The organism is Sphingopyxis sp. GW821-FHT12F08, assembly GCF_058806755.1.
On sequence record NZ_JBXAQA010000004.1, the window covers coordinates 98,253 to 115,522 of the forward strand.

General features: G+C 66.0%; 21 protein-coding genes, 1 tRNA gene and 1 other RNA gene. 9 read left to right on the forward strand and 14 right to left on the reverse strand.

Going from position 1 to position 17,270, the window contains the following annotated elements:
• Positions 1-6: 6 nt before the first annotated feature.
• The 12 genes from AC1RNQ_RS12375 to AC1RNQ_RS12430 form a co-directional block, all read right to left on the reverse strand.
• Positions 7-1,311 carry a sensor histidine kinase gene (locus AC1RNQ_RS12375; protein ID WP_493171900.1) on the reverse strand — a complete coding sequence of 435 codons (1,305 nt, stop codon included), beginning with the start codon at positions 1,309-1,311 and terminating at the stop codon, positions 7-9.
• A gap of 184 nt (positions 1,312-1,495) precedes the next feature.
• Entirely contained in the window at positions 1,496-2,161 is a 666-nt protein-coding gene (locus tag AC1RNQ_RS12380) for a response regulator transcription factor (protein ID WP_058810093.1), read from the reverse strand.
• 95 nt (positions 2,162-2,256) lie between these two features.
• A complete protein-coding gene (locus AC1RNQ_RS12385; protein WP_493171455.1) occupies positions 2,257-2,565 on the reverse strand; it encodes a PepSY domain-containing protein in 309 nt (102 codons plus the stop codon).
• 74 nt (positions 2,566-2,639) lie between these two features.
• Positions 2,640-2,714: transfer RNA gene (locus tag AC1RNQ_RS12390), tRNA-Val, on the reverse strand.
• Between the two features lie 162 nt (positions 2,715-2,876).
• Positions 2,877-3,149, reverse strand: a complete 273-nt coding sequence (locus tag AC1RNQ_RS12395; RefSeq protein WP_037510426.1) for an HU family DNA-binding protein — start codon at positions 3,147-3,149, stop codon at positions 2,877-2,879.
• Positions 3,150-3,307: 158 nt separating this feature from the next.
• On the reverse strand, positions 3,308-5,704 hold the full coding sequence (gene lon, locus AC1RNQ_RS12400) for an endopeptidase La (RefSeq protein ID WP_493171456.1): 2,397 nt from the start codon (positions 5,702-5,704) through the stop codon (positions 3,308-3,310).
• Between the two features lie 126 nt (positions 5,705-5,830).
• On the reverse strand, positions 5,831-6,166 hold the full coding sequence (locus tag AC1RNQ_RS12405) for a YbaB/EbfC family nucleoid-associated protein (RefSeq protein ID WP_493171457.1): 336 nt from the start codon (positions 6,164-6,166) through the stop codon (positions 5,831-5,833).
• Positions 6,163-7,866: a DNA polymerase III subunit gamma/tau gene (locus AC1RNQ_RS12410; protein ID WP_493171458.1), complete on the reverse strand. Its 1,704-nt coding sequence runs from the start codon at positions 7,864-7,866 to the stop codon at positions 6,163-6,165. The genes AC1RNQ_RS12405 and AC1RNQ_RS12410 overlap by 4 nt, the downstream gene beginning before the upstream one ends.
• 44 nt (positions 7,867-7,910) lie before the next feature.
• Positions 7,911-8,008: signal recognition particle sRNA small type (ffs, locus tag AC1RNQ_RS12415), an RNA gene on the reverse strand.
• Between the two features lie 38 nt (positions 8,009-8,046).
• The gene (bla, locus tag AC1RNQ_RS12420; RefSeq protein ID WP_493171459.1) at positions 8,047-8,952 is read right to left on the reverse strand and encodes a class A beta-lactamase; all 906 of its coding nucleotides are present in this window, start codon (positions 8,950-8,952) and stop codon (positions 8,047-8,049) included.
• On the reverse strand, positions 8,952-9,290 hold the full coding sequence (locus tag AC1RNQ_RS12425; protein WP_493171460.1) for a 2Fe-2S iron-sulfur cluster-binding protein: 339 nt from the start codon (positions 9,288-9,290) through the stop codon (positions 8,952-8,954). Before AC1RNQ_RS12425 ends, bla begins: the two co-directional genes overlap by 1 nt.
• Positions 9,287-10,390: a cysteine desulfurase family protein gene (locus tag AC1RNQ_RS12430; RefSeq protein WP_493171461.1), complete on the reverse strand. Its 1,104-nt coding sequence runs from the start codon at positions 10,388-10,390 to the stop codon at positions 9,287-9,289. The genes AC1RNQ_RS12425 and AC1RNQ_RS12430 overlap by 4 nt, the downstream gene beginning before the upstream one ends.
• Before the next feature lie 255 nt (positions 10,391-10,645).
• On the opposite strand from AC1RNQ_RS12430, the gene AC1RNQ_RS12435 reads away from it, so the two are divergent.
• Positions 10,646-11,302, forward strand: a complete 657-nt coding sequence (locus AC1RNQ_RS12435) for an alpha/beta hydrolase (RefSeq protein WP_493171462.1) — start codon at positions 10,646-10,648, stop codon at positions 11,300-11,302.
• A 34-nt stretch (positions 11,303-11,336) separates the two neighbouring features.
• Here the strand turns inward: AC1RNQ_RS12435 and AC1RNQ_RS12440 are convergent, their stop codons facing one another.
• The gene (locus tag AC1RNQ_RS12440; RefSeq protein WP_493171463.1) at positions 11,337-11,501 is read right to left on the reverse strand and encodes a hypothetical protein; all 165 of its coding nucleotides are present in this window, start codon (positions 11,499-11,501) and stop codon (positions 11,337-11,339) included.
• Positions 11,502-11,613: 112 nt separating this feature from the next.
• Between AC1RNQ_RS12440 and rpiB the strand changes: the two genes are divergently transcribed.
• The 7 genes from rpiB (at position 11,614) to AC1RNQ_RS12475 (ending at position 15,638) form a co-directional block, all read left to right on the forward strand.
• Entirely contained in the window at positions 11,614-12,078 is a 465-nt protein-coding gene (gene rpiB, locus AC1RNQ_RS12445) for a ribose 5-phosphate isomerase B (RefSeq protein ID WP_493171464.1), read from the forward strand.
• Positions 12,075-13,382: a serine hydroxymethyltransferase gene (gene glyA, locus AC1RNQ_RS12450; RefSeq protein WP_493171465.1), complete on the forward strand. Its 1,308-nt coding sequence runs from the start codon at positions 12,075-12,077 to the stop codon at positions 13,380-13,382. Before rpiB ends, glyA begins: the two co-directional genes overlap by 4 nt.
• A gap of 5 nt (positions 13,383-13,387) precedes the next feature.
• A complete protein-coding gene (locus AC1RNQ_RS12455; RefSeq protein WP_493171466.1) occupies positions 13,388-13,606 on the forward strand; it encodes a hypothetical protein in 219 nt (72 codons plus the stop codon).
• A gap of 3 nt (positions 13,607-13,609) precedes the next feature.
• Positions 13,610-14,074: a transcriptional regulator NrdR gene (gene nrdR, locus AC1RNQ_RS12460; protein ID WP_493171467.1), complete on the forward strand. Its 465-nt coding sequence runs from the start codon at positions 13,610-13,612 to the stop codon at positions 14,072-14,074.
• Positions 14,075-14,166: 92 nt separating this feature from the next.
• Positions 14,167-14,814: an RNA methyltransferase gene (locus tag AC1RNQ_RS12465; protein WP_493171902.1), complete on the forward strand. Its 648-nt coding sequence runs from the start codon at positions 14,167-14,169 to the stop codon at positions 14,812-14,814.
• A 33-nt stretch (positions 14,815-14,847) separates the two neighbouring features.
• Complete coding sequence (locus tag AC1RNQ_RS12470; RefSeq protein ID WP_493171468.1) at positions 14,848-15,114, forward strand: hypothetical protein; 267 nt, start codon at positions 14,848-14,850, stop codon at positions 15,112-15,114.
• Between the two features lie 278 nt (positions 15,115-15,392).
• On the forward strand, positions 15,393-15,638 hold the full coding sequence (locus tag AC1RNQ_RS12475; RefSeq protein WP_493171469.1) for a hypothetical protein: 246 nt from the start codon (positions 15,393-15,395) through the stop codon (positions 15,636-15,638).
• Positions 15,639-15,700: 62 nt separating this feature from the next.
• Here AC1RNQ_RS12475 and AC1RNQ_RS12480 read toward each other — a convergent pair whose 3' ends face one another.
• Positions 15,701-16,018: a chorismate mutase gene (locus AC1RNQ_RS12480; RefSeq protein ID WP_493171470.1), complete on the reverse strand. Its 318-nt coding sequence runs from the start codon at positions 16,016-16,018 to the stop codon at positions 15,701-15,703.
• A 213-nt stretch (positions 16,019-16,231) separates the two neighbouring features.
• Between AC1RNQ_RS12480 and rpsD the strand changes: the two genes are divergently transcribed.
• Positions 16,232-16,843 (forward strand): 30S ribosomal protein S4, encoded by a 612-nt coding sequence (gene rpsD, locus AC1RNQ_RS12485; protein ID WP_077029377.1) that lies wholly within the window; start codon positions 16,232-16,234, stop codon positions 16,841-16,843.
• Positions 16,844-17,270 lie beyond the last annotated feature (427 nt).

The window sequence follows — 17,270 nt, forward strand, 5'->3', positions numbered from 1 at the left end:
CCCGCCCTACCCCGCCGGCAGCCGCAGCCGCACCAGCAGCCCGCCCAAATCCTCGCTCTCCTCGAGCGCGATGCTGCCGCCGTAAATCTCCGCGACGTCGCGCACGATGGCCAGCCCCAGCCCCGTTCCCGGCTTGCCGCTGTCGAGCCTGACCCCACGGTCGAAGATGCGTACGCGGTCGGCTGGCGAGATGCCCGTGCCGTCGTCCTCGACCAATATCTCGGCCATACCGCCGTCGCGCTGGACGGTGACGAACACGCTGCCGCCGCCATATTTGGCGGCATTTTCGAGCAAATTGCCGATCAGTTCGTCGAGATCCTGGCGCTCGACGCGCGCAATCAGTTCCTTGTCGCCCGCGGCGTCGAGCCGCGCGTCGGGATGGAGCAGCGCCACCGCGCGCGAGACGCTGTCGACGCTGTCGCGCACATTTGCACGCGCCTGTGCCGCGCCGCGGCGCCCGACGGCGCGCGCCCGCGCGAGGTGGTGGTCGACCTGACGCTGCATTGTCGCGGCCTCGCGCCGCACCGTTTCAGCAAGCTCGGAATTGTCGCTGGTCGCACTGTTGACGAGTACGGTCAGCGGGGTCTTGAGCGCATGCGCGAGATTGCCCGCGTGCAGCCGCGCCTCCTCGGCCTGTTTCTCGTTGTGCGCGAGCAGCGCGTTGAGTTCGTCGACCATCGGCTGCACTTCGAGCGGCAGCGGCGCGACGACGCGGCGGTGCTGGCCGCCGCGCATCGCGGCGATCGCGCGGCGGATGTGGCGGAGCGGCCAGAGGCCGTAGAAGGTCTGGAGCGCGGCGAGCAGGATGAGCCCCAGGCCAAGCAGCGCGAGGCTGGGGATCAGGGTCGCGCGCACCGCGCGGATCTGAAGGTCGAGCGCATCGCGCGACTGGGCGATCTGGAAGCGCCAGTTGACCTTGCTGCCCGGCAGGATGACGTTGCGCTCGAGCACGCGGAGCTGCTCCTCGGGGAATTGCGCGCTGTCATAGATATGGAGGGCGTTGTCGACGTGCGGGGTCGGCGCCTTCAGCGTGCGTTCCCACAAGGAACGCGAGCGATAGGGTTCCTGGCTGCCGCCGCTGATCTGCCAATAGAGGCCGCTATAGGGTTCGAGGAAGCGCTGGTCGCCGAGCGGGTCGATCAGCCGCACCTCGCCGTCGGGGCCGATTTCGGACGAGCGGATCATCGCGATGAGCACATATTCGAGGCTCGAATCGAAGTTGCGCGTGATTGCACCGGTGAGCACGCGGTCGAGCGCGAAGCCGCCGCCGAGCAGCAGCACCGAAATCCAGATCGTCGCGATCGCGATCATGCGCCGCGCGAGCGAACCGGTGATCCGGCTCGTCAGCGCGGGGCGCGAAGAGGGGTCCAATCCCTCCGCTTTTTCGTTCTCCGTCATCCCGGCGAAGGCCGGGATCTCACCCTATCGCCATGACGCACTGGCGAGATCCCGGCCTTCGCCGGGATGACGACAAGGGAACAACGACGCCTCACTTTCAGCCCTGCGGGTCGTCGAGCTGGTAGCCGAGACCGCGGATGGTGGTGATGATGTCGGCGCCGAGCTTCTTGCGGATGCGCGTCACGAAGACCTCGATCGTGTTCGAATCGCGGTCGAAATCCTGGTCGTAGATATGCTCGATCAGCTCGGTGCGCGACACGACCTTGCCCTTGTGGTGGAGCAGGTACGAAAGCAATTTATACTCCTGCGCGGTCAGCTTGACGGGTTCGCCGTCGAGGGTGACGCGGCCCGAGCGCGTGTCGAGGCGCACCTTGCCCGCGATCAACTCGCTCGACGCATTGCCCGCGGCGCGGCGGATCAGCGCCCGCAGGCGGGCGATCAGTTCCTCGGTCTGGAAGGGCTTGGCGAGATAATCGTCGGCGCCGGCGTCGAGCCCGGCCACTTTATCGGACCAGCTGTCGCGCGCAGTCAGCACCAGCACGGGGAAATTGCGCTTCTCGCGCCGCCAGCGGTCGAGCACGGTCAACCCGTCGATCTCGGGCAGGCCGAGGTCGAGGATCGCCGCGTCGTAATTTTCGGTCGAGCCGAGGAAATGCCCGTCCTCGCCGTCGGTCGCGAGGTCGACGGCATAACCCGCGCCCTCCAGCGTCGCCTTGAGCTGCGGTCCCAGCGTGGGCTCGTCTTCGACAATCAAGATTCGCATTCAGGCGCCTTTCCTAGCGCGAGCCGGGTCGGCCCGGTCGCTTTGTTCATCTGTACCACTCGGGGCGGTCATCGCAAATGTGTTGCGGATAGATGTCAGGGCTTGCGCCCGACGATGCGGCCCGAGCGCGCGTCGACATAGACGACGACAACCTGGCTGCCGTCCATGAACTTCAGCGTATAGATCATGCGCTGCGGGTCGAACTGCGCGCCGCCGAGGAAGGTCATGTCGCTGTAGGGCGGGCGCGACTTGACGTCGGCGATCAGCTTGCCGAGCGGGACGACCTTGCCCTGCGCCGCAGCATCGCGGAGATGGTCCTGGTCGCGGTCGCCGCGCGCCCCGGCGGGCACGCCGGCGGCAAGCAGCAGGGCCGAGGCCAGTGAGAGAGAGAATATGCGGAACATGGCCGGATTCCTAATGCGAACGCATTGAATAGGCGATGAATGGTCCGGTCATCCATGGTTAGGCTGGCCAACCATGGTGGGCGCGACAGGGATTGAACCTGTGACCCCACCCGTGTGAAGGGTGTGCTCTACCGCTGAGCTACGCGCCCGTCCCGGACTGGAGCGGCGGGCGCCGCGTCCGAAAGCCGGACGTCCATAGCCGCTGCGGCGGCGATTGCAACGGCGATTTTGCCGATCGCAAGGCCATAAACAAATCGGGCCGAGGCTTGCGCCACGACCCGATCGTTTTTCTTCAAAAGGCGCAGGCCAACTTAGTTGACGGCGTCCTTGAGGGCCTTGCCGGCCTTGAACTTCGGCTGGTTCGACGCCGCGATGGTCATCGTTTCGCCGGTGCGCGGGTTGCGGCCGGTCGAGGCCTTGCGCTTGCTGACGGCGAAGGTGCCGAAGCCGACGAGACGGACTTCGCCGCCCTTCTTGAGCGAACCCGTGATCGCGTCGAAAACAGCTTCCACTGCCTTGCTCGCGTCGCCCTTGGTCAGGCCGCTCGAGTCAGCAACGGCGGCGATCAGGTCTTGCTTGTTCATGCCTAAGGAACCCCTGTGATTTGTTGGTTGAATGATTCATGGCCACGGCCATGGGGCGTCACTAACGACCTTTGCCCCCCCCTTGTCAAAGCAAAAAAGGGGCAAAAACCGATGAAAATGACGTTTTTGCGACGAAAAACGCCTTGGCTGAACCACGATTAATGGCGAATCGCATTTTCGGGGTCGGTCGCGGTCGCGATCGGCGGCGATGCCGCCAGATCGTCGGCCTCGGTCCACTCGATCGGTTCGACCGGCGCGACGAGCGCTTCGGCGAGAACCTGGTCGACGTGGCTGACCGGAACGATGCGCAATCCCTCGGTGATATTCTTCGGGATTTCGACCAGATCCTTCTCATTCTCCTCGGGAATCAGGACGGTCTTGATCCCGCCGCGCAGCGCCGCGAGCAGCTTTTCCTTGAGCCCGCCGATCGGGAGCACGCGGCCGCGCAGCGTGACCTCGCCGGTCATCGCGACATCCTTGCGCACCGCGATTCCGGTGAGGGTCGAGATCATCGCGGTGACCATGCCGACGCCCGCCGACGGGCCGTCCTTGGGCACCGCGCCTTCGGGCAGGTGGATGTGGATGTCCTTGCGCGCGAACAGGCTGGGCTTGATGCCATAGCTCGGCGCGCGCGCCTTCACGAAGGACAAAGCCGCCTGCACCGATTCGGTCATCACTTCGCCGAGCTTGCCGGTGGTGCGCACCTGGCCCTTGCCCGAGGCGGTGACCGCCTCGATCGTCAGCAACTCGCCGCCGACCTCGGTCCAGGCGAGGCCGGTGACCGCGCCGATCTGGTCCTCGAGATCGCCCATGCCGTGCTTGAACTTCCGCACGCCCGAAAAGTCCGCAAGGTTTTCGGGCGTGATCGTCACGCTTTCGGCCTTGCCCTCGAGGATGCGGCGCAGCGCCTTGCGCGCGAGCTTGGCGATCTCGCGTTCGAGCGTGCGCACGCCCGCTTCGCGGGTGTAATAGCGGATGAGGTCGCGCAGCCCTTCCTCGGTCAGCTCGAACTCGCCGGCCTTCAGCCCGTGCGCTTCGACCTGCTTGGCGACGAGGTGGCGCTTGGCGATCTCGACCTTCTCGTCCTCGGTATAGCCTTCGAGCCGGATGATCTCCATGCGGTCGAGCAAGGCCTGCGGCAGGTTGAGCGAGTTCGCGGTGGTGACGAACATGATGTCCGAAAGGTCGACGTCGATTTCCAGATAATGGTCCTGGAACTTGCCATTCTGTTCGGGGTCGAGCACTTCGAGCAGCGCCGAGGCCGGGTCGCCGCGGAAATCCTGGCCGAGCTTGTCGATCTCGTCGAGCAGGAACAGCGGGTTCATCGTCCCCGCCTTCTTGAGGTTGGTGACGATCTTGCCCGGCAGCGAGCCAATGTAAGTGCGACGGTGGCCGCGAATCTCGGCCTCGTCGCGCACGCCGCCGAGCGACTGGCGGATGAATTCGCGCCCCGTCGCCTTGGCGATCGACTTGCCGAGGCTGGTCTTGCCGACGCCCGGCGGACCGACGAGGCACAGGATCGGGCCTTTGAGCTTGTTGGTACGCGCTTGCACCGCGAGATATTCGACGATCCGGTCCTTGACCTTTTCGAGCGCATAATGGTCGTCGTCGAGGACCGCCTGCGCCTTGGCGATATCCTTCTTCAGCTTCGACTTCTTGCCCCAGGGCAGGCCGATCAGCGTGTCGAGATAGTTGCGCACGACGGTGGCTTCGGCCGACATCGGCGCCATCGCGCGCAGCTTCTTGAGCTCCGCAGTCGCCTTGGCCTTAGCCTCCTTGGACATTTTCATGCCCTCGATCTTCGCCGCGAGTTCGGCGAGGTCGTCGCCGCCCTCGCCATTGTCGTTGCCGAGTTCGCGCTGGATCGCCTTGAGCTGCTCGTTGAGATAATATTCGCGCTGGCTCTTTTCCATCTGGCGCTTCACGCGGCCGCGGATCTTCTTTTCGACCTGCAGCACGCCGAGTTCGCCCTCCATGAAGGCGAAGACCATTTCGAGCCGCTTGGCGGGCTGGCCCTCGACGAGCAGGGCCTGCTTGTCCGAGACCTTGATGTTGAGATTGCCCGCGACCGAATCGGCGAGGCGCGAGGCGTCCTCGATCTGCGACAGCTGCACCGCGGTTTCGGCGGGCATCTTCTTGTTGAGCTTGGCGTAATTTTCGAACTGGTCGACGACCGAGCGCATCAGCGCCGCGGTATCGACGCTGTCGTCCTCGGCATCGGCGATCGGCGTCACGCGCGCGAGCACCGCCTTGTCGTCGTTCTCGAGCGCGACGAGCTTGGCGCGCTCCTTGCCCTCGACGAGAACGCGGACGGTGCCGTCGGGCAGCTTCAAGAGCTGGAGCACGGTGGCAATCACGCCGACGTCATAGAGGTCGTCGCGCTGCGGATCATCCTCGCCCGGATCGAGCTGGGCGACGAGGAAAATCTCCTTGTCGGCTTCCATCGCGACTTCGAGCGCGGCGACCGAGCGATCGCGGCCGACGAAGAGCGGCACGATCATATGGGGGAAAACAACTATGTCGCGCAGCGGCAACAGGGGAAAAGTCTGGCTCATCATGGCTCCTGGAGCGGCGTCCGCGATCGGCGCGCCGTCCTTACTATAGGCGTGTTTCCGCTAATATGGCGTAACTTGCGCCGCATTCAATGTCGCTACGGTGAACGACGCCGGAGCGCCCGCAAGTCAGAAGGGCAGCTTGAAGCCCGGGGGCAGCGGCAGGCCGCTGGTCATCTTGCCCATTTCCTCATTGCTCACCTGGTCGGCCTTTTCGCGCGCGTCGTTGAACGCCGCGGCGAGCAGATCCTCGAGCATCTGCTTGTCGGCAGGCACCATCAGGCTGTCGTCGATCGCGATCGCCTTGATGCGCCCCTTGGCGCTGGCGCGAATCTTCACGAGCCCACCGCCCGACACGCCTTCGACCTCGACACTGTCGAGCTTCGCCTGCGCCTCCGCCATCTGGGCCTGCACGGTTTCGGCGGCTTGCTGCGCCGCCTTGAGCATTTCTTCCATCGATTTCATGGGTTCGACCTATGGCGATTGTCGTCGTCTTCGACAAGCCTCGCGTCGGGAAAAGCCGCCAGGGCCGCTTTCACCACGGGCAATTCGCGGATGCGCTGGTCGTTGTCGGCGAGGCTCGCGGCGCGGATCTGGCCGAGGCTCGGCCGCCCCTCGCCCTCGCCGCTGCGCACCTGCCAGCGGCTACCGGTGGCGTCCAGCAAGGCGTCGCCGAGGTCGCGCGCAAAATTGGCGTCGATCCCCGATCCCTCGGCGAACAGCAGCAGGCCCGGTTCGAGCGTGACGATCCGCAGATGGTCGTGGACCACGACTGCGAGCCGATGATTGCCGGTGCTTTCGAGCAGTTGATAGATCTGCGCCACCGTGAGCGCCGAGGCCGGGGCATCGCTTTCCGCGGCGACGGGCTCGGGCGCGCTCGCGGTCGCATCCTGCGCCGGCGCGGCGGGCGCGGGCAGCGACGCCATGGGGAAGTTCCCGGTTTCGAGCAGTTTCGCGAGTTCGCCCGGATCGGGCATCGACGCCGCGTAGATCACCCGCAGCAGCAGCATTTCGAGATGCTCGAGCGGATTGTTCGCGCGCAGCACCTCGTCATGCCCCTTGAGCAGCAATTGCCACAGCCGGTTGAGCGGGGCGAAGCCGAGCTTTTGCGCCCAGTCGACAATGCGGGCGCGGTCGGCTTCGGCGAGCGCCGGATCCTCGTGGCGCGACACCTTGGCGAGCGTGATCGCATGCGTCAGGTCCATCAGCCCGCGCACCATCGCGACGGGCTCGATGCCCAGCGCATATTGGCCGCGCGCGAGGTCGATTGCGCCGCCGGCATCGCCCTCGAGGATCGTCGCCATCAGGTTCGCGATCGACGAGCGGTCCGACAGGCCGAGCATCACGCGTACCTGGTCGGCGCTCACCGTGCCGCCGCCATCGAGGTCGGCGTGCGCGATCGCCTGGTCGAGGATCGACAGCCCGTCGCGCACCGACCCCTCGGCGGCATTGGCGATCAGCCAGATCGCCGGCGCCTCGGCCTCGACGCCTTCCTTCTGCAGGATCGCGCTGAAATGCGCGAAGAGCATGTCGGGGGTGATACGCCGCAGGTCGAAGCGCTGGCAGCGCGACAGCACGGTCACCGGCACCTTGTTGACCTCGGTCGTCGCGAAGAGGAATTTGACGTGCGGCGGTGGCTCTTCGAGCGTTTTCAGCAAGGCGTTGAAGGCGTTGCGAGACAACATATGGACTTCGTCGATGATGTAGATCTTGTAGCGCGCCGACACCGCGGCGTAGCGCACCGCCTCGATGATCTCGCGCACGTCGTCGACGCCGGTGTTCGACGCGGCATCCATCTCGATCACGTCGATATGGCGCCCCTCGGTGATCGCGCGGCACGGCTCGCAGACGCCGCACGGATCGATCGTCGGCCCGCCCTGCCCGTCGGGTCCGATGCAATTGAGTGCCTTCGCGATCAGCCGCGCGGTCGAGGTCTTGCCAACCCCGCGCACCCCGGTCATCAAGAACGCGTGCGCCAGCCGGTCGCGGGCGATCGCATTGCCCAGCGTCTTCACCATCGCATCCTGCCCGATCAACTCGGCAAAGGTCTGTGGGCGATATTTGCGCGCGAGGACGCGGTACGGGCCCGATTGAGCCGAAGGCGCGGGCGTCTCCGGCAAATCCATGCCCAGCATCGTCGGTTCGTCGTCGGCGGAATCGCTCATGCGACCCGTCTTAGGGACGGTCGGTGCGCTTGTCGAAGGGGGAAATGGGTGGGAGCCGGAACGACCCGCGGCGAATTCGTTGCGGCTGCTTCCTTCCGGACCTGACCGGGTTGGCGAAGACCACGTCCGCCCGACTCCCGCGGCGCATATGGCGGCGCGATCAGCGAAAATCAAGCGCCGCTATTGGCGCAGGCTTGCGACCTTGGGCAGATCCTCGGCAATCGCGCGCGCAACATCGGCGATGATCGCATTGGCCGCCTCGCCCTCGACGACCGGCCGGTCGAGATATACCGCGACGATGAAGCGCCCGCCGCCCGGCGCTTCGACGAAGGCGACGTCGTTATAGGCGTTGCCGCAGCTGCCGGTCTTGTCGCCCGCCGCCCAACCTGCGGGCAGGCCGGCGCGGATGCGGGTCAGCCCGGTCTTGCTGTCGATCATCCATTGGCGCAACGACTTGCGATAGTCGGGGTTCAGATAGTCGCCATAGACGAGCTTCGCGGCGCTTTTCGCCATCGCCTGCGGGGTGGTGGTGTCGCGCGGGTCGCCCACAGCATTTTCGTTGAGCTCGGTTTCGAAGCGGTCAAGCCGGGTGAATTCGTCGCCCATCGCGCGCATGCGCCTGGTGAACGCCTCGGGGCCGCCGGTCGCCTTGAGGATCAGGTTGGCGGCGGCATTGTCACTAACCTTGACGATCTGCTCGGCCGCGAAGCCGAGGCGGAGTTCGCCGAGCGCGAGATTGGCCTCGGTATAGGGCGAGTGGAAGACGATATCGGCCCTGGTGAAGGGCAGCGGGGTGCGCAGCGACGGGCCCCCGTTGGTAGCGCCGCGCAGCACATGCCCCGCAAGCAGCAGCTTGAAGGTCGAGCACATCGCAAAACGCTGGTCCGCGCGGAGGCCGACAAGCAGCTTTCCATCGGCATCGGTCACCGCGACGCCCAGCCGGCCGCCGCTGCGATATTCGAGCACCGCCAATCGGGCTTCCACGGCCTGTTGCCGTGCAAATTGCGGATCGGCCACCGGGGTCTTGGCGCATGCCCCAACCGCGATCGCCGCCGACATCGCGACAGTCATCAAAGACCTGATCATCAGCGCGGCCCTTGCATGTTGCGGCTTTCGGCGGGGATGTGGACGGTCAGGCCGTCGAGATCGGGGGTCAGCACGATCTGGCACGACAGGCGGCTGGTACGCCGCGCGCCCGCGGCGAGATCGAGCATGTCCTCCTCCATTTCGCTTGCCTCGGGCAGGCGGTCGAAATCGGCTTTCTCGACAATGACGTGACAGGTCGAGCAGGCCATCTGCCCCTCACACGTCCCTTCGAGCGGCATCAGATGGGCCTGGGCGACGTCGAGCAGGATGCTGCCCGGCGCGGCCTCGGCCTCGGTGCGCCCCTTGCCGTCGGCGTGGATGAAGGTGACGCGCATCAATTAACCCCTTGGAGTCTTGCGGCATCCTTGATCGCGTTCAGCCCGTCGCGCAACTCCCGCTCGCTCGTGTAGCGGCCCCAGCCGAGGCGGATCGACGCGCGGGCGTCGGCTTCGCTCACCCCCATCGCGCGCAGCACATGGCTGACCTTGCCCGATCCGCTGCCGCACGCGCTGCCGAGCGAGAAGGCGACATGGCGCGCGTCGGACATCAGCCGCAGCCCGTTCACGCCCTCGCGGCGGATGTTGAGATTGCCGTGGTAGCGGCGTTCCGAAGAACCGTTGATCGTCCATTCGGGGAGCATGTCGAGCGCGAGCGACCAGAGGCGCTCGGCGTGCACCGCATCTTCGTCGAAGCGCTCGGCCGCGAGCGCCGCCGCGGCGCCGAAGCCGGCGCAGAGCGCGGGCGAGACGGTGCCCGAGCGCATCCCCTGTTCCTGTGCGCCGCCGAACATCAGCGGCGGCAGGTCGACGCCGTCCCGGACCCACAGGGCCCCGATCCCCTTGGGCCCATGAATCTTGTGCGCCGAGAGCGCGATCAGGTCGGGGCCGTCGGGGATGGCGACGCGGCCATAGCCCTGCACCGCGTCGCAGAGCAGCAGGCTGCCCTTCGCATGCGCGGCGGCGGCGAAATCGGCGACCGGCTGAATGGTGCCGACCTCGTTGTTCACCAGCATTGTGGCGACGATGCCCTTTTCGGGGATGAGCGCTGCATCGGGGGGCAGCGCCAGCCCCTCAGCGTCGACCGGCAGGATCGCGGCGTCCAGCCGTTCGAGGCATTGCAGCGAGGCGGCATGTTCGATGCTGAGCCCCGCGACTCCGCCCGGCATCGTCTCGGCCCCGCGCAGCAGCGCCCAGTTGAGCGCCTCGGTCGCGCCCGACGTGAAGAAGAGCCGTCCGCCCCGGGGCAGCAGCGCGGCGACCTGGTCGCGCGCGACCTCGACCGCCGCCGCGGCGGCGCGGCCGGCCTTGTGGGTGCTCGACGGGTTGGCATAGCCATCCCCCCCCAAATCGTCGGCGCCCGGCCCTTCGAGCCAGCGCAGCATCGCCTCGCGCGCCTCGGGAGCGAGCGGCGTCGTGGCTTGGTAATCGAGGTAGATCATGGGCGGCATTTGCCCCCTAAACCCGCTCGTGTCGAGCGAAGTCGAGACACACTTCAAGTTCCGCATGCCTTCGCATGTCTCGACTTCGCTCGACACGAACGGAGAAGGGGTTTGCTCGGATTTGGAGCTCTTGTTGCGAACAATTCGCAAAAGTTGCATGTCGAGACCTATTTTCTATATAGGCGCATCTCTTCGCTCCGCCACCCGCCGTCCGGCGAATCGGTGGCAAGCCCCAGAACATGAAAAGGTGCGCCCATGCCCGACGTGATTTTCCCCGGCCCCGAAGGCCGTATCGAAGGCCGTTTCTCGCCGCCGCCGCGCCCGCGCGCGCCGGTCGCGCTGATCCTGCACCCGCATCCGCAGGGCGGCGGCACGATGAACGACCGCATCACGCAGGCGATGTACAAGAGCTTCGTCGCGCGCGGTTTCGCCGTGCTGCGCTTCAACTTCCGCGGCGTCGGCCGCAGCCAGGGCACTTTCGACAACGGCATCGGCGAGCTGAGCGACGCCGCCTCGGCGCTCGACTGGGTGCAGTCGATCCATCCCGAGGCGCAGACGACCTGGATCGCGGGCTTCAGCTTCGGCGCGTGGATCGGCATGCAGCTGTTGATGCGCCGCCCCGAAATCCGCGGCTTCCTGTCGGTCGCGCCGCCGGCGAACATGTACGACTTCAGCTTCCTCGCCCCCTGCCCCTCGTCGGGCATCATCGTCGCAGGCGGACAGGACGAGATCGTGCCGCCCACGGCCGTGCAGAAACTGGTCGACAAATTGCGCACCCAAAAGGGCATCACCATCCATCACGACGAGATCCCGCGCGCGAACCATTTCTTCGAGCATGAGCTCGACCAGCTGATGAAGTCGCTCGATAACTATCTGGATATGCGGCTCGCGCCCGATTCGCCGATCCGCTGACAAACGATCCTCCCCTGTCGGGGGAGGACCCAGGCTATTTCACCGGCACCAGCCAGATCGCGACATTGGCGAACATCACCAGCGCCGCGACGAGCATCAGCAGCGCGCGGCGCCTGTCGCCCATGCGAAACACATAGACGGCACCCCCGGTCAGGACGACCCCGGTAAGCATCAGGATGGACATGATCGTGTCGGACATGGGGCTGCTTTATCGGCGGCGTCACAAATTTGCCACCTCGCTTATGGCCATTGTCGGCGCCTTGGCCTAAAGCGCGCTCATCGATTCCCTGAAGCCCTGCGGGAGCCGCATCATGCGCATCGCCATCGCCGCCGACCACGCCGCTTACGAGCTGAAAGCCCAGCTTGCGGGCTGGCTGCGCGAGCAGGGGCATGAGGTCGAGGATCTCGGCACCGACGGCCCCGACAGCGTCGATTACCCTGACTATGGCTATCGCTTGGCCGAAGCCGTCGCGAGCGGGCGCGCCGAGAAGGGCGTCGTGCTGTGCGGATCCGGAATCGGCATCTCGATTTCGGTCAACCGCAACCCGGCGTGCCGCTGCGCGCTGGTCGGCGAACCGCTGTCGGCGAAGCTCGCGCGCGAGCATAATGATGCGAACGTCATCGCGATGGGCGCGCGGCTGACCGGCATCGACATGGCCAAGGCGTGCCTCGCCGCCTTCCTGACCACCGATTTCGCCGGCGACCGCCACGCGCGCCGCGTCGACAAGCTTTCCCAGCCCCCCTTCAATCAGGCCCAATTGGAGACCAGCCGATGACCACAGAAACGCTCGATAAGCCCATCAAATCGGCCGGCTATTTCACCGACGGCGTCGCCGCCGTCGACCCCGCCGTCGCAGCGGCGATGAAGCATGAGATGGAGCGCGAGCGTTACCAGATCGAGCTGATTGCGTCGGAAAACATCGTCTCCAAGGCGGTGCTCGAGGCACAGGGCAGCGTCTTCACCAACAAATATGCCGAAGGCTATCCCGGCCGCCGCTATTATCAGGGCTGCGCGCCGTCGGACGAAGTCGAGACCCTCGCGATCGACCGCGCCAAGAAATTGTTCGACTGCAATTTCGCCAACGTCCAGCCGCACTCGGGCGCGCAGGCGAACGGCGCGGTGATGCTGGCGCTGACCAAGCCCGGCGCGACGATCCTCGGCATGAGCCTCGATGCCGGCGGCCACCTGACCCACGGCGCGGCGCCCGCGATGTCGGGCAAATGGTTCAACGCCGTGCAGTACGGCGTGCGCCCCGACGACCATCTCGTCGATTTCGACCAGGTCGCGGCGCTGGCCAAGGAACATCGCCCCGCGCTGATCATCGCGGGCGGTTCGGCCTATCCGCGCACGCTCGATTTCGCGCGCTTCCGCGCGATCGCCGACGATGTCGGCGCGCTGCTGATGGTCGACATGGCGCATTTCGCGGGCCTCGTCGCCGGCGGCGCGCATCCCTCGCCGATGGAGCATGCGCATGTCGTCACCACGACGACGCACAAGACGCTGCGCGGCCCGCGCGGCGGCATGATCCTGACCAACGACGAAGCGATCGCGAAGCGCATCAATTCGGCGGTCTTCCCCGGGCTGCAGGGCGGCCCGCTGATGCACGTCATCGCCGCGAAGGCGGTCGCCTTCGGCGAAGCGCTGCGCCCCGAGTTCAAACATTATGCCAAGGCGACGATCGCCAATGCACAGGCGCTGGCGAACCGGCTGAAGGCGCGCGGCGCCGATGTCGTCGCGGGCGGCACCGACACGCACCTCGCGCTGATCGACCTGCGCCCGCTCGGCATCACCGGGCGCGACGCCGACGAGGCGCTCGAGCGCAGCGCGATCACCTGCAACAAGAATGGCGTGCCCTTCGACCCGCTCCCGCCCGTCAAGACCAGCGGCATCCGCGTGGGTTCGCCAGCGGGCACGACGCGCGGCTTCGGCATCGCCGAGTTCGAGGAGATCGGCGACATGGTCGCGGACGTGCTCGAAGCTTTGCGCGGCAAGGGCGAGCATGGCGACGCCGACGTCGAGGCCGATGTGCGGAGGCGCGTCCGCGCGCTCTGCGAAAATTTCCCCATCTATCAGGGATAGTATAAATGGCACGGCAGCACCCCGAGGAACCGACGCTGGTCGAACTGACGATCGAAGAAGTCAAGGCGATGGGCAAGCAGGGCATGGCCCACCCCTCGACGCGGCCGGTGCTGACCGGCGGCGCTGTCGGCGCCGTCGCAGGGCTGGTGCTGCCCGTCGTCAGCTGGCCCGTCGGCCTGTTCGCCGGCGCCGCGATCGCGCTCTATACGCGGGTGAAACGCTGACCGATGCGCTGTCCCTATTGCGGCCATGAAGACAGCCAGGTGAAGGACAGCCGTCCGACCGAGGACGGCGCGGCGATCCGGCGGCGGCGGCAATGCGAGGATTGTGGCGCGCGTTTCACGACCTTCGAGCGCATCCAGCTGCGCGAGGTGGCGGTGCTCAAGGCCGACGGCGGGCGCGAACCCTTCGACCGCGAGAAACTGATGCGCAGCGTCCAGATCGCGTGCCGCAAGCGCCCGATTGACGGCGCGCGCATCGAGCGGCTGGTGTCGGGCATCCAGCGCCAGCTCGAAACATCGGGCGAGAATGAGGTGAAGGCGTCGCAGATCGGCGCAATGGTGATGGAGGCGCTGAAGGGTTTCGACAGCGTCGCCTATATCCGCTTCGCCAGCGTCTATCGCGAGTTCACCGAGGCGAAGGATTTCGAGGAATTCGCCTCGACGATCAACGAGGCGGCGCACAAGGGGTGAGCCAGGACACATCCCTCGAAGCCGCCCCGCCCCCCGTCATCGTCCTCGTCCGCCCGCAACTCGGCGAGAATATCGGCAAGGCGGCGCGCGCGATGCTCAATTTCGGGCTGACCGAATTGCGGCTCGTCAGCCCGCGCGACGGCTGGCCGAACCCCGATGCCGGCCCCGCCGCATCGGGCGCCGATATCGTGCTCGCCGACGCCCAGGTCTTCGGCAGCCTGGCCGAGGCGACCGCCGACTGCACGCACGTCTATGCGACCACGGTGCGCAAGCGCGGGGTGACCAAGCCGGTGCTGACCCCCGAGGCCGCGGCTAGCCAAGTGCACGCCACCGCGGGACGCGCGGCCTATGTCTTCGGTCCCGAGCGGTCGGGGCTGGAAACCGACGACGTCGCGCTGGCGCACAGCATCGTCACCGTGCCGATCAATCCCGAATTCGCTTCGCTGAATCTGGCGCAGGCGGTAATCCTGCTCGCCTATGAATGGTCGAAAGGCGAAGCGCTCGCGAGCCCGCCCGAGGTGCCGCTCGATCCCCCCGCGCCGCACGGCGAGCTCGAAGGACTGATCGATCACCTGGTCCGCGATCTCGATGCGACGGGCTATTTCTTCCCGCCCGACCGCCGGACGATGACCCTGCGCACGCTGCGCACCGCGCTCACCAAGACGGGATGGTCATACAACGATATCAGGATGATGCGCGGCATCATAACGGCTCTTGGCCGGACGGCAAAAAGGCGATAAGCAGCGGGAAATCGTTTCAGGAGCTACTTTCCCATGATGACCCTTATCCTGTCGCTGGCGCTCGCCGCGGCCGCTGCCGAAAACCCGCCTGCCGACGGCTCGACGACCGCTACGCAGCCCGCCAAGCCGGAAAAGCCCAAGAAGATTTGCAAGACGGTAAAGATGACCGGCAGCAATCTTGGTAAGCGCACCTGCAAGACGCAGGCACAGTGGGACGCCGGCCAGGCCGCAAATATCGACGCGATCAACCAAGGCTATAAGCAGAATGTCGGCGTCGGCGATTCGCCGCTCGGCAACTAGGCCAGGTTCGGAAAAGCGCGGCCCGCGGCCAGCCGGTTCGACGACAGTCCCCGAATGAGTCTGCGATAGAGATTGGCGGACTCCTTTCCTTTTCGGTCCGGCGCCGCTCGCTCTATCCGACCAATTCACGGGCGCCATTGCCCTTTCCCACGCCGGCGATCTTTGGCTGGATGATCGCTTGAAGCCTCACGCATGATACCATCTATATGATCGGCTTGGGGAATTGGCCGGCATTTGGAGAGGTCCGGTTGGCCATATTTCCAGGAGTCTGATGTTCCATGATGACGTTATTGCTTTCGCTCGCGCTCGCCGCGGCATCGGGCGACGCTGCCGGCGCGGCTGCGACCGGTACGACCACCACCCAGCCGGCGAAACCCGCCAAGCCCAAGAAGGTCTGTCAGCGGATCGAATCGACCGGCAGCAGCGTGCCCAAGAAGGTCTGCCGCACGATCGAGGCGCCGAAGGTCGAAACCGAGGCCGCCAACGGCGCGACCGAAAAGCCGGCCGGCAACAGCACCAACTGAACGGGGCAGCCTAGGGCCTGAACCCATAAATTACGCGAACGCGTAATTTATGGGTTCAGGCCCTAGGCCGGGTTCGCGCGAATCCGGTCCCAGCGGATCATTTCATAGGCGATCGACTGCTCGACCAGCTCGTTCCAGATCGCGCGCAGCCGGTCGGGCTCGAGTCCGGCGGCGACACCTTCTCGCGCGACATTGTCGAGCACCTGCGCCTTGCGCGCCTCGTCGCGGACGACACCCCGGTCGGTCTTGATGCGCGCCGCGGCGTCCATATAGCCGAAACGGCGGACGAGCAGCGCGACGAGTTCGCGGTCGACTTCGTCGACCCCGGCGCGGACGTCGATCATCGTTTCGCAGGCATCGGGCGATTTGGCAGCGGTCATGCGCGCGGCTTTAGCGGCTTTTTTCCCGCTGTCGAGCCGGGGCGTCGGGAGAGCGCGGCAATGCTTGACTTTGCCGCATCCTGCGTCTAACCGCGCGCCTTCGCAATGGACCCCGCACCCCGGTGAAGCGGCGGTCGCGTACGGCACAGCCCGTACGGTGCGACCCGGGAAACCGCCGAAATCCTTCGGCACACAGCATATTGGAGACGACATATGTCGAAGCGCCAGAGCGCCAAGTATAAACTCGACCGCCGCATGGGCGAGAACATCTGGGGTCGCCCCAAGAGCCCGGTCAACCGCCGCGAATATGGCCCCGGCCAGCACGGCCAGCGCCGCAAGGGCAAGGTGTCGGACTTCGGCATCCAGCTCCGCGCGAAGCAGAAGCTGAAGGGCTATTACGGCGACATCACCGAAAAGCAGTTCAAGAAGAATTATTTCGAAGCATCGCGGATGAAGGGCGACACCGGCCAGAACCTGATCGGCCTGCTCGAGCGCCGCCTCGACGCGGTCGTCTATCGCTCGAAGTTCACCCCGACGATCTTCTCGGCGCGCCAGCTGGTCAGCCACGGCCACGTCTATGTGAACGGCGTGAAGTGCAACATCGCCAGCCGCCTCGTGAAGCCGGGCGACGAAATCACCCTCGGCAAGAAGGCGCAGGAAATGGCGCTGGTCGCCGAAGCACAGAGCCTGCCCGAGCGCGACCTGCCCGAATATCTGGCCGTTGACGGCACCAAGGCGACCTACGTTCGCGTGCCCACGCTCGACGAAGTGCCGTACCCGGTGAAGATGGAACCGAATCTGGTCGTCGAATTCTATTCGCGCTGATCCGGCGGTTCATCGCAGGAAACAAAAGGGGCGGTCCGGCAACGGGCCGCCCTTTTTCGTGGCCGCATCGGCGCGTCGGCGGGGCGAACGCGGGTAGCTGAAAGTCGCAGAAAACTGCGCAACTTCACAGGGGTATCGCACGGGATCACGCAGCCCATGTCCGCGGCGCACCAGCGTGCGATCCGCAGTATTGCATGCGGGGCAAACTCGCGCGGAAGATGCCAACGCCAAAAACGGCGGAAAACTGCCGAACTTCACAGTGGATTCAATGTTCGAGCGGCACCGCCGATAGCCGAAACCGATCCTCCCTGTGGCGTAGCCATGGGGAGGGGGACCGTCCGCGAAGCGGATGGTGGAGGGGCAGCGACGGCAGCCCCCATGCCCCTCCGTCAGCGCTTCGCGCTGCCACCTCCCCATCGCTGCGCGA

Coding starts and splice junctions, on each gene's coding strand:
- AC1RNQ_RS12410 (WP_493171458.1), bottom strand. CDS start 7,866: ATGAGCGATTCCGCCGACGACGAACCGACGATGCTGGGCATGGATTTG.
- rpsD (WP_077029377.1), top strand. CDS start 16,232: ATGTCGAAGCGCCAGAGCGCCAAGTATAAACTCGACCGCCGCATGGGC.
- AC1RNQ_RS12405 (WP_493171457.1), bottom strand. CDS start 6,166: ATGAAATCGATGGAAGAAATGCTCAAGGCGGCGCAGCAAGCCGCCGAA.
- glyA (WP_493171465.1), top strand. CDS start 12,075: ATGACCACAGAAACGCTCGATAAGCCCATCAAATCGGCCGGCTATTTC.
- AC1RNQ_RS12430 (WP_493171461.1), bottom strand. CDS start 10,390: ATGATCTACCTCGATTACCAAGCCACGACGCCGCTCGCTCCCGAGGCG.
- AC1RNQ_RS12480 (WP_493171470.1), bottom strand. CDS start 16,018: ATGACCGCTGCCAAATCGCCCGATGCCTGCGAAACGATGATCGACGTC.
- nrdR (WP_493171467.1), top strand. CDS start 13,610: ATGCGCTGTCCCTATTGCGGCCATGAAGACAGCCAGGTGAAGGACAGC.
- AC1RNQ_RS12455 (WP_493171466.1), top strand. CDS start 13,388: ATGGCACGGCAGCACCCCGAGGAACCGACGCTGGTCGAACTGACGATC.
- AC1RNQ_RS12465 (WP_493171902.1), top strand. CDS start 14,167: ATGCTCAATTTCGGGCTGACCGAATTGCGGCTCGTCAGCCCGCGCGAC.
- bla (WP_493171459.1), bottom strand. CDS start 8,952: ATGATCAGGTCTTTGATGACTGTCGCGATGTCGGCGGCGATCGCGGTT.
- AC1RNQ_RS12475 (WP_493171469.1), top strand. CDS start 15,393: ATGATGACGTTATTGCTTTCGCTCGCGCTCGCCGCGGCATCGGGCGAC.
- AC1RNQ_RS12385 (WP_493171455.1), bottom strand. CDS start 2,565: ATGTTCCGCATATTCTCTCTCTCACTGGCCTCGGCCCTGCTGCTTGCC.
- lon (WP_493171456.1), bottom strand. CDS start 5,704: ATGAGCCAGACTTTTCCCCTGTTGCCGCTGCGCGACATAGTTGTTTTC.
- AC1RNQ_RS12440 (WP_493171463.1), bottom strand. CDS start 11,501: ATGTCCGACACGATCATGTCCATCCTGATGCTTACCGGGGTCGTCCTG.
- AC1RNQ_RS12470 (WP_493171468.1), top strand. CDS start 14,848: ATGATGACCCTTATCCTGTCGCTGGCGCTCGCCGCGGCCGCTGCCGAA.
- AC1RNQ_RS12395 (WP_037510426.1), bottom strand. CDS start 3,149: ATGAACAAGCAAGACCTGATCGCCGCCGTTGCTGACTCGAGCGGCCTG.
- AC1RNQ_RS12435 (WP_493171462.1), top strand. CDS start 10,646: ATGCCCGACGTGATTTTCCCCGGCCCCGAAGGCCGTATCGAAGGCCGT.
- rpiB (WP_493171464.1), top strand. CDS start 11,614: ATGCGCATCGCCATCGCCGCCGACCACGCCGCTTACGAGCTGAAAGCC.
- AC1RNQ_RS12380 (WP_058810093.1), bottom strand. CDS start 2,161: ATGCGAATCTTGATTGTCGAAGACGAGCCCACGCTGGGACCGCAGCTC.
- AC1RNQ_RS12375 (WP_493171900.1), bottom strand. CDS start 1,311: ATGATCGCGATCGCGACGATCTGGATTTCGGTGCTGCTGCTCGGCGGC.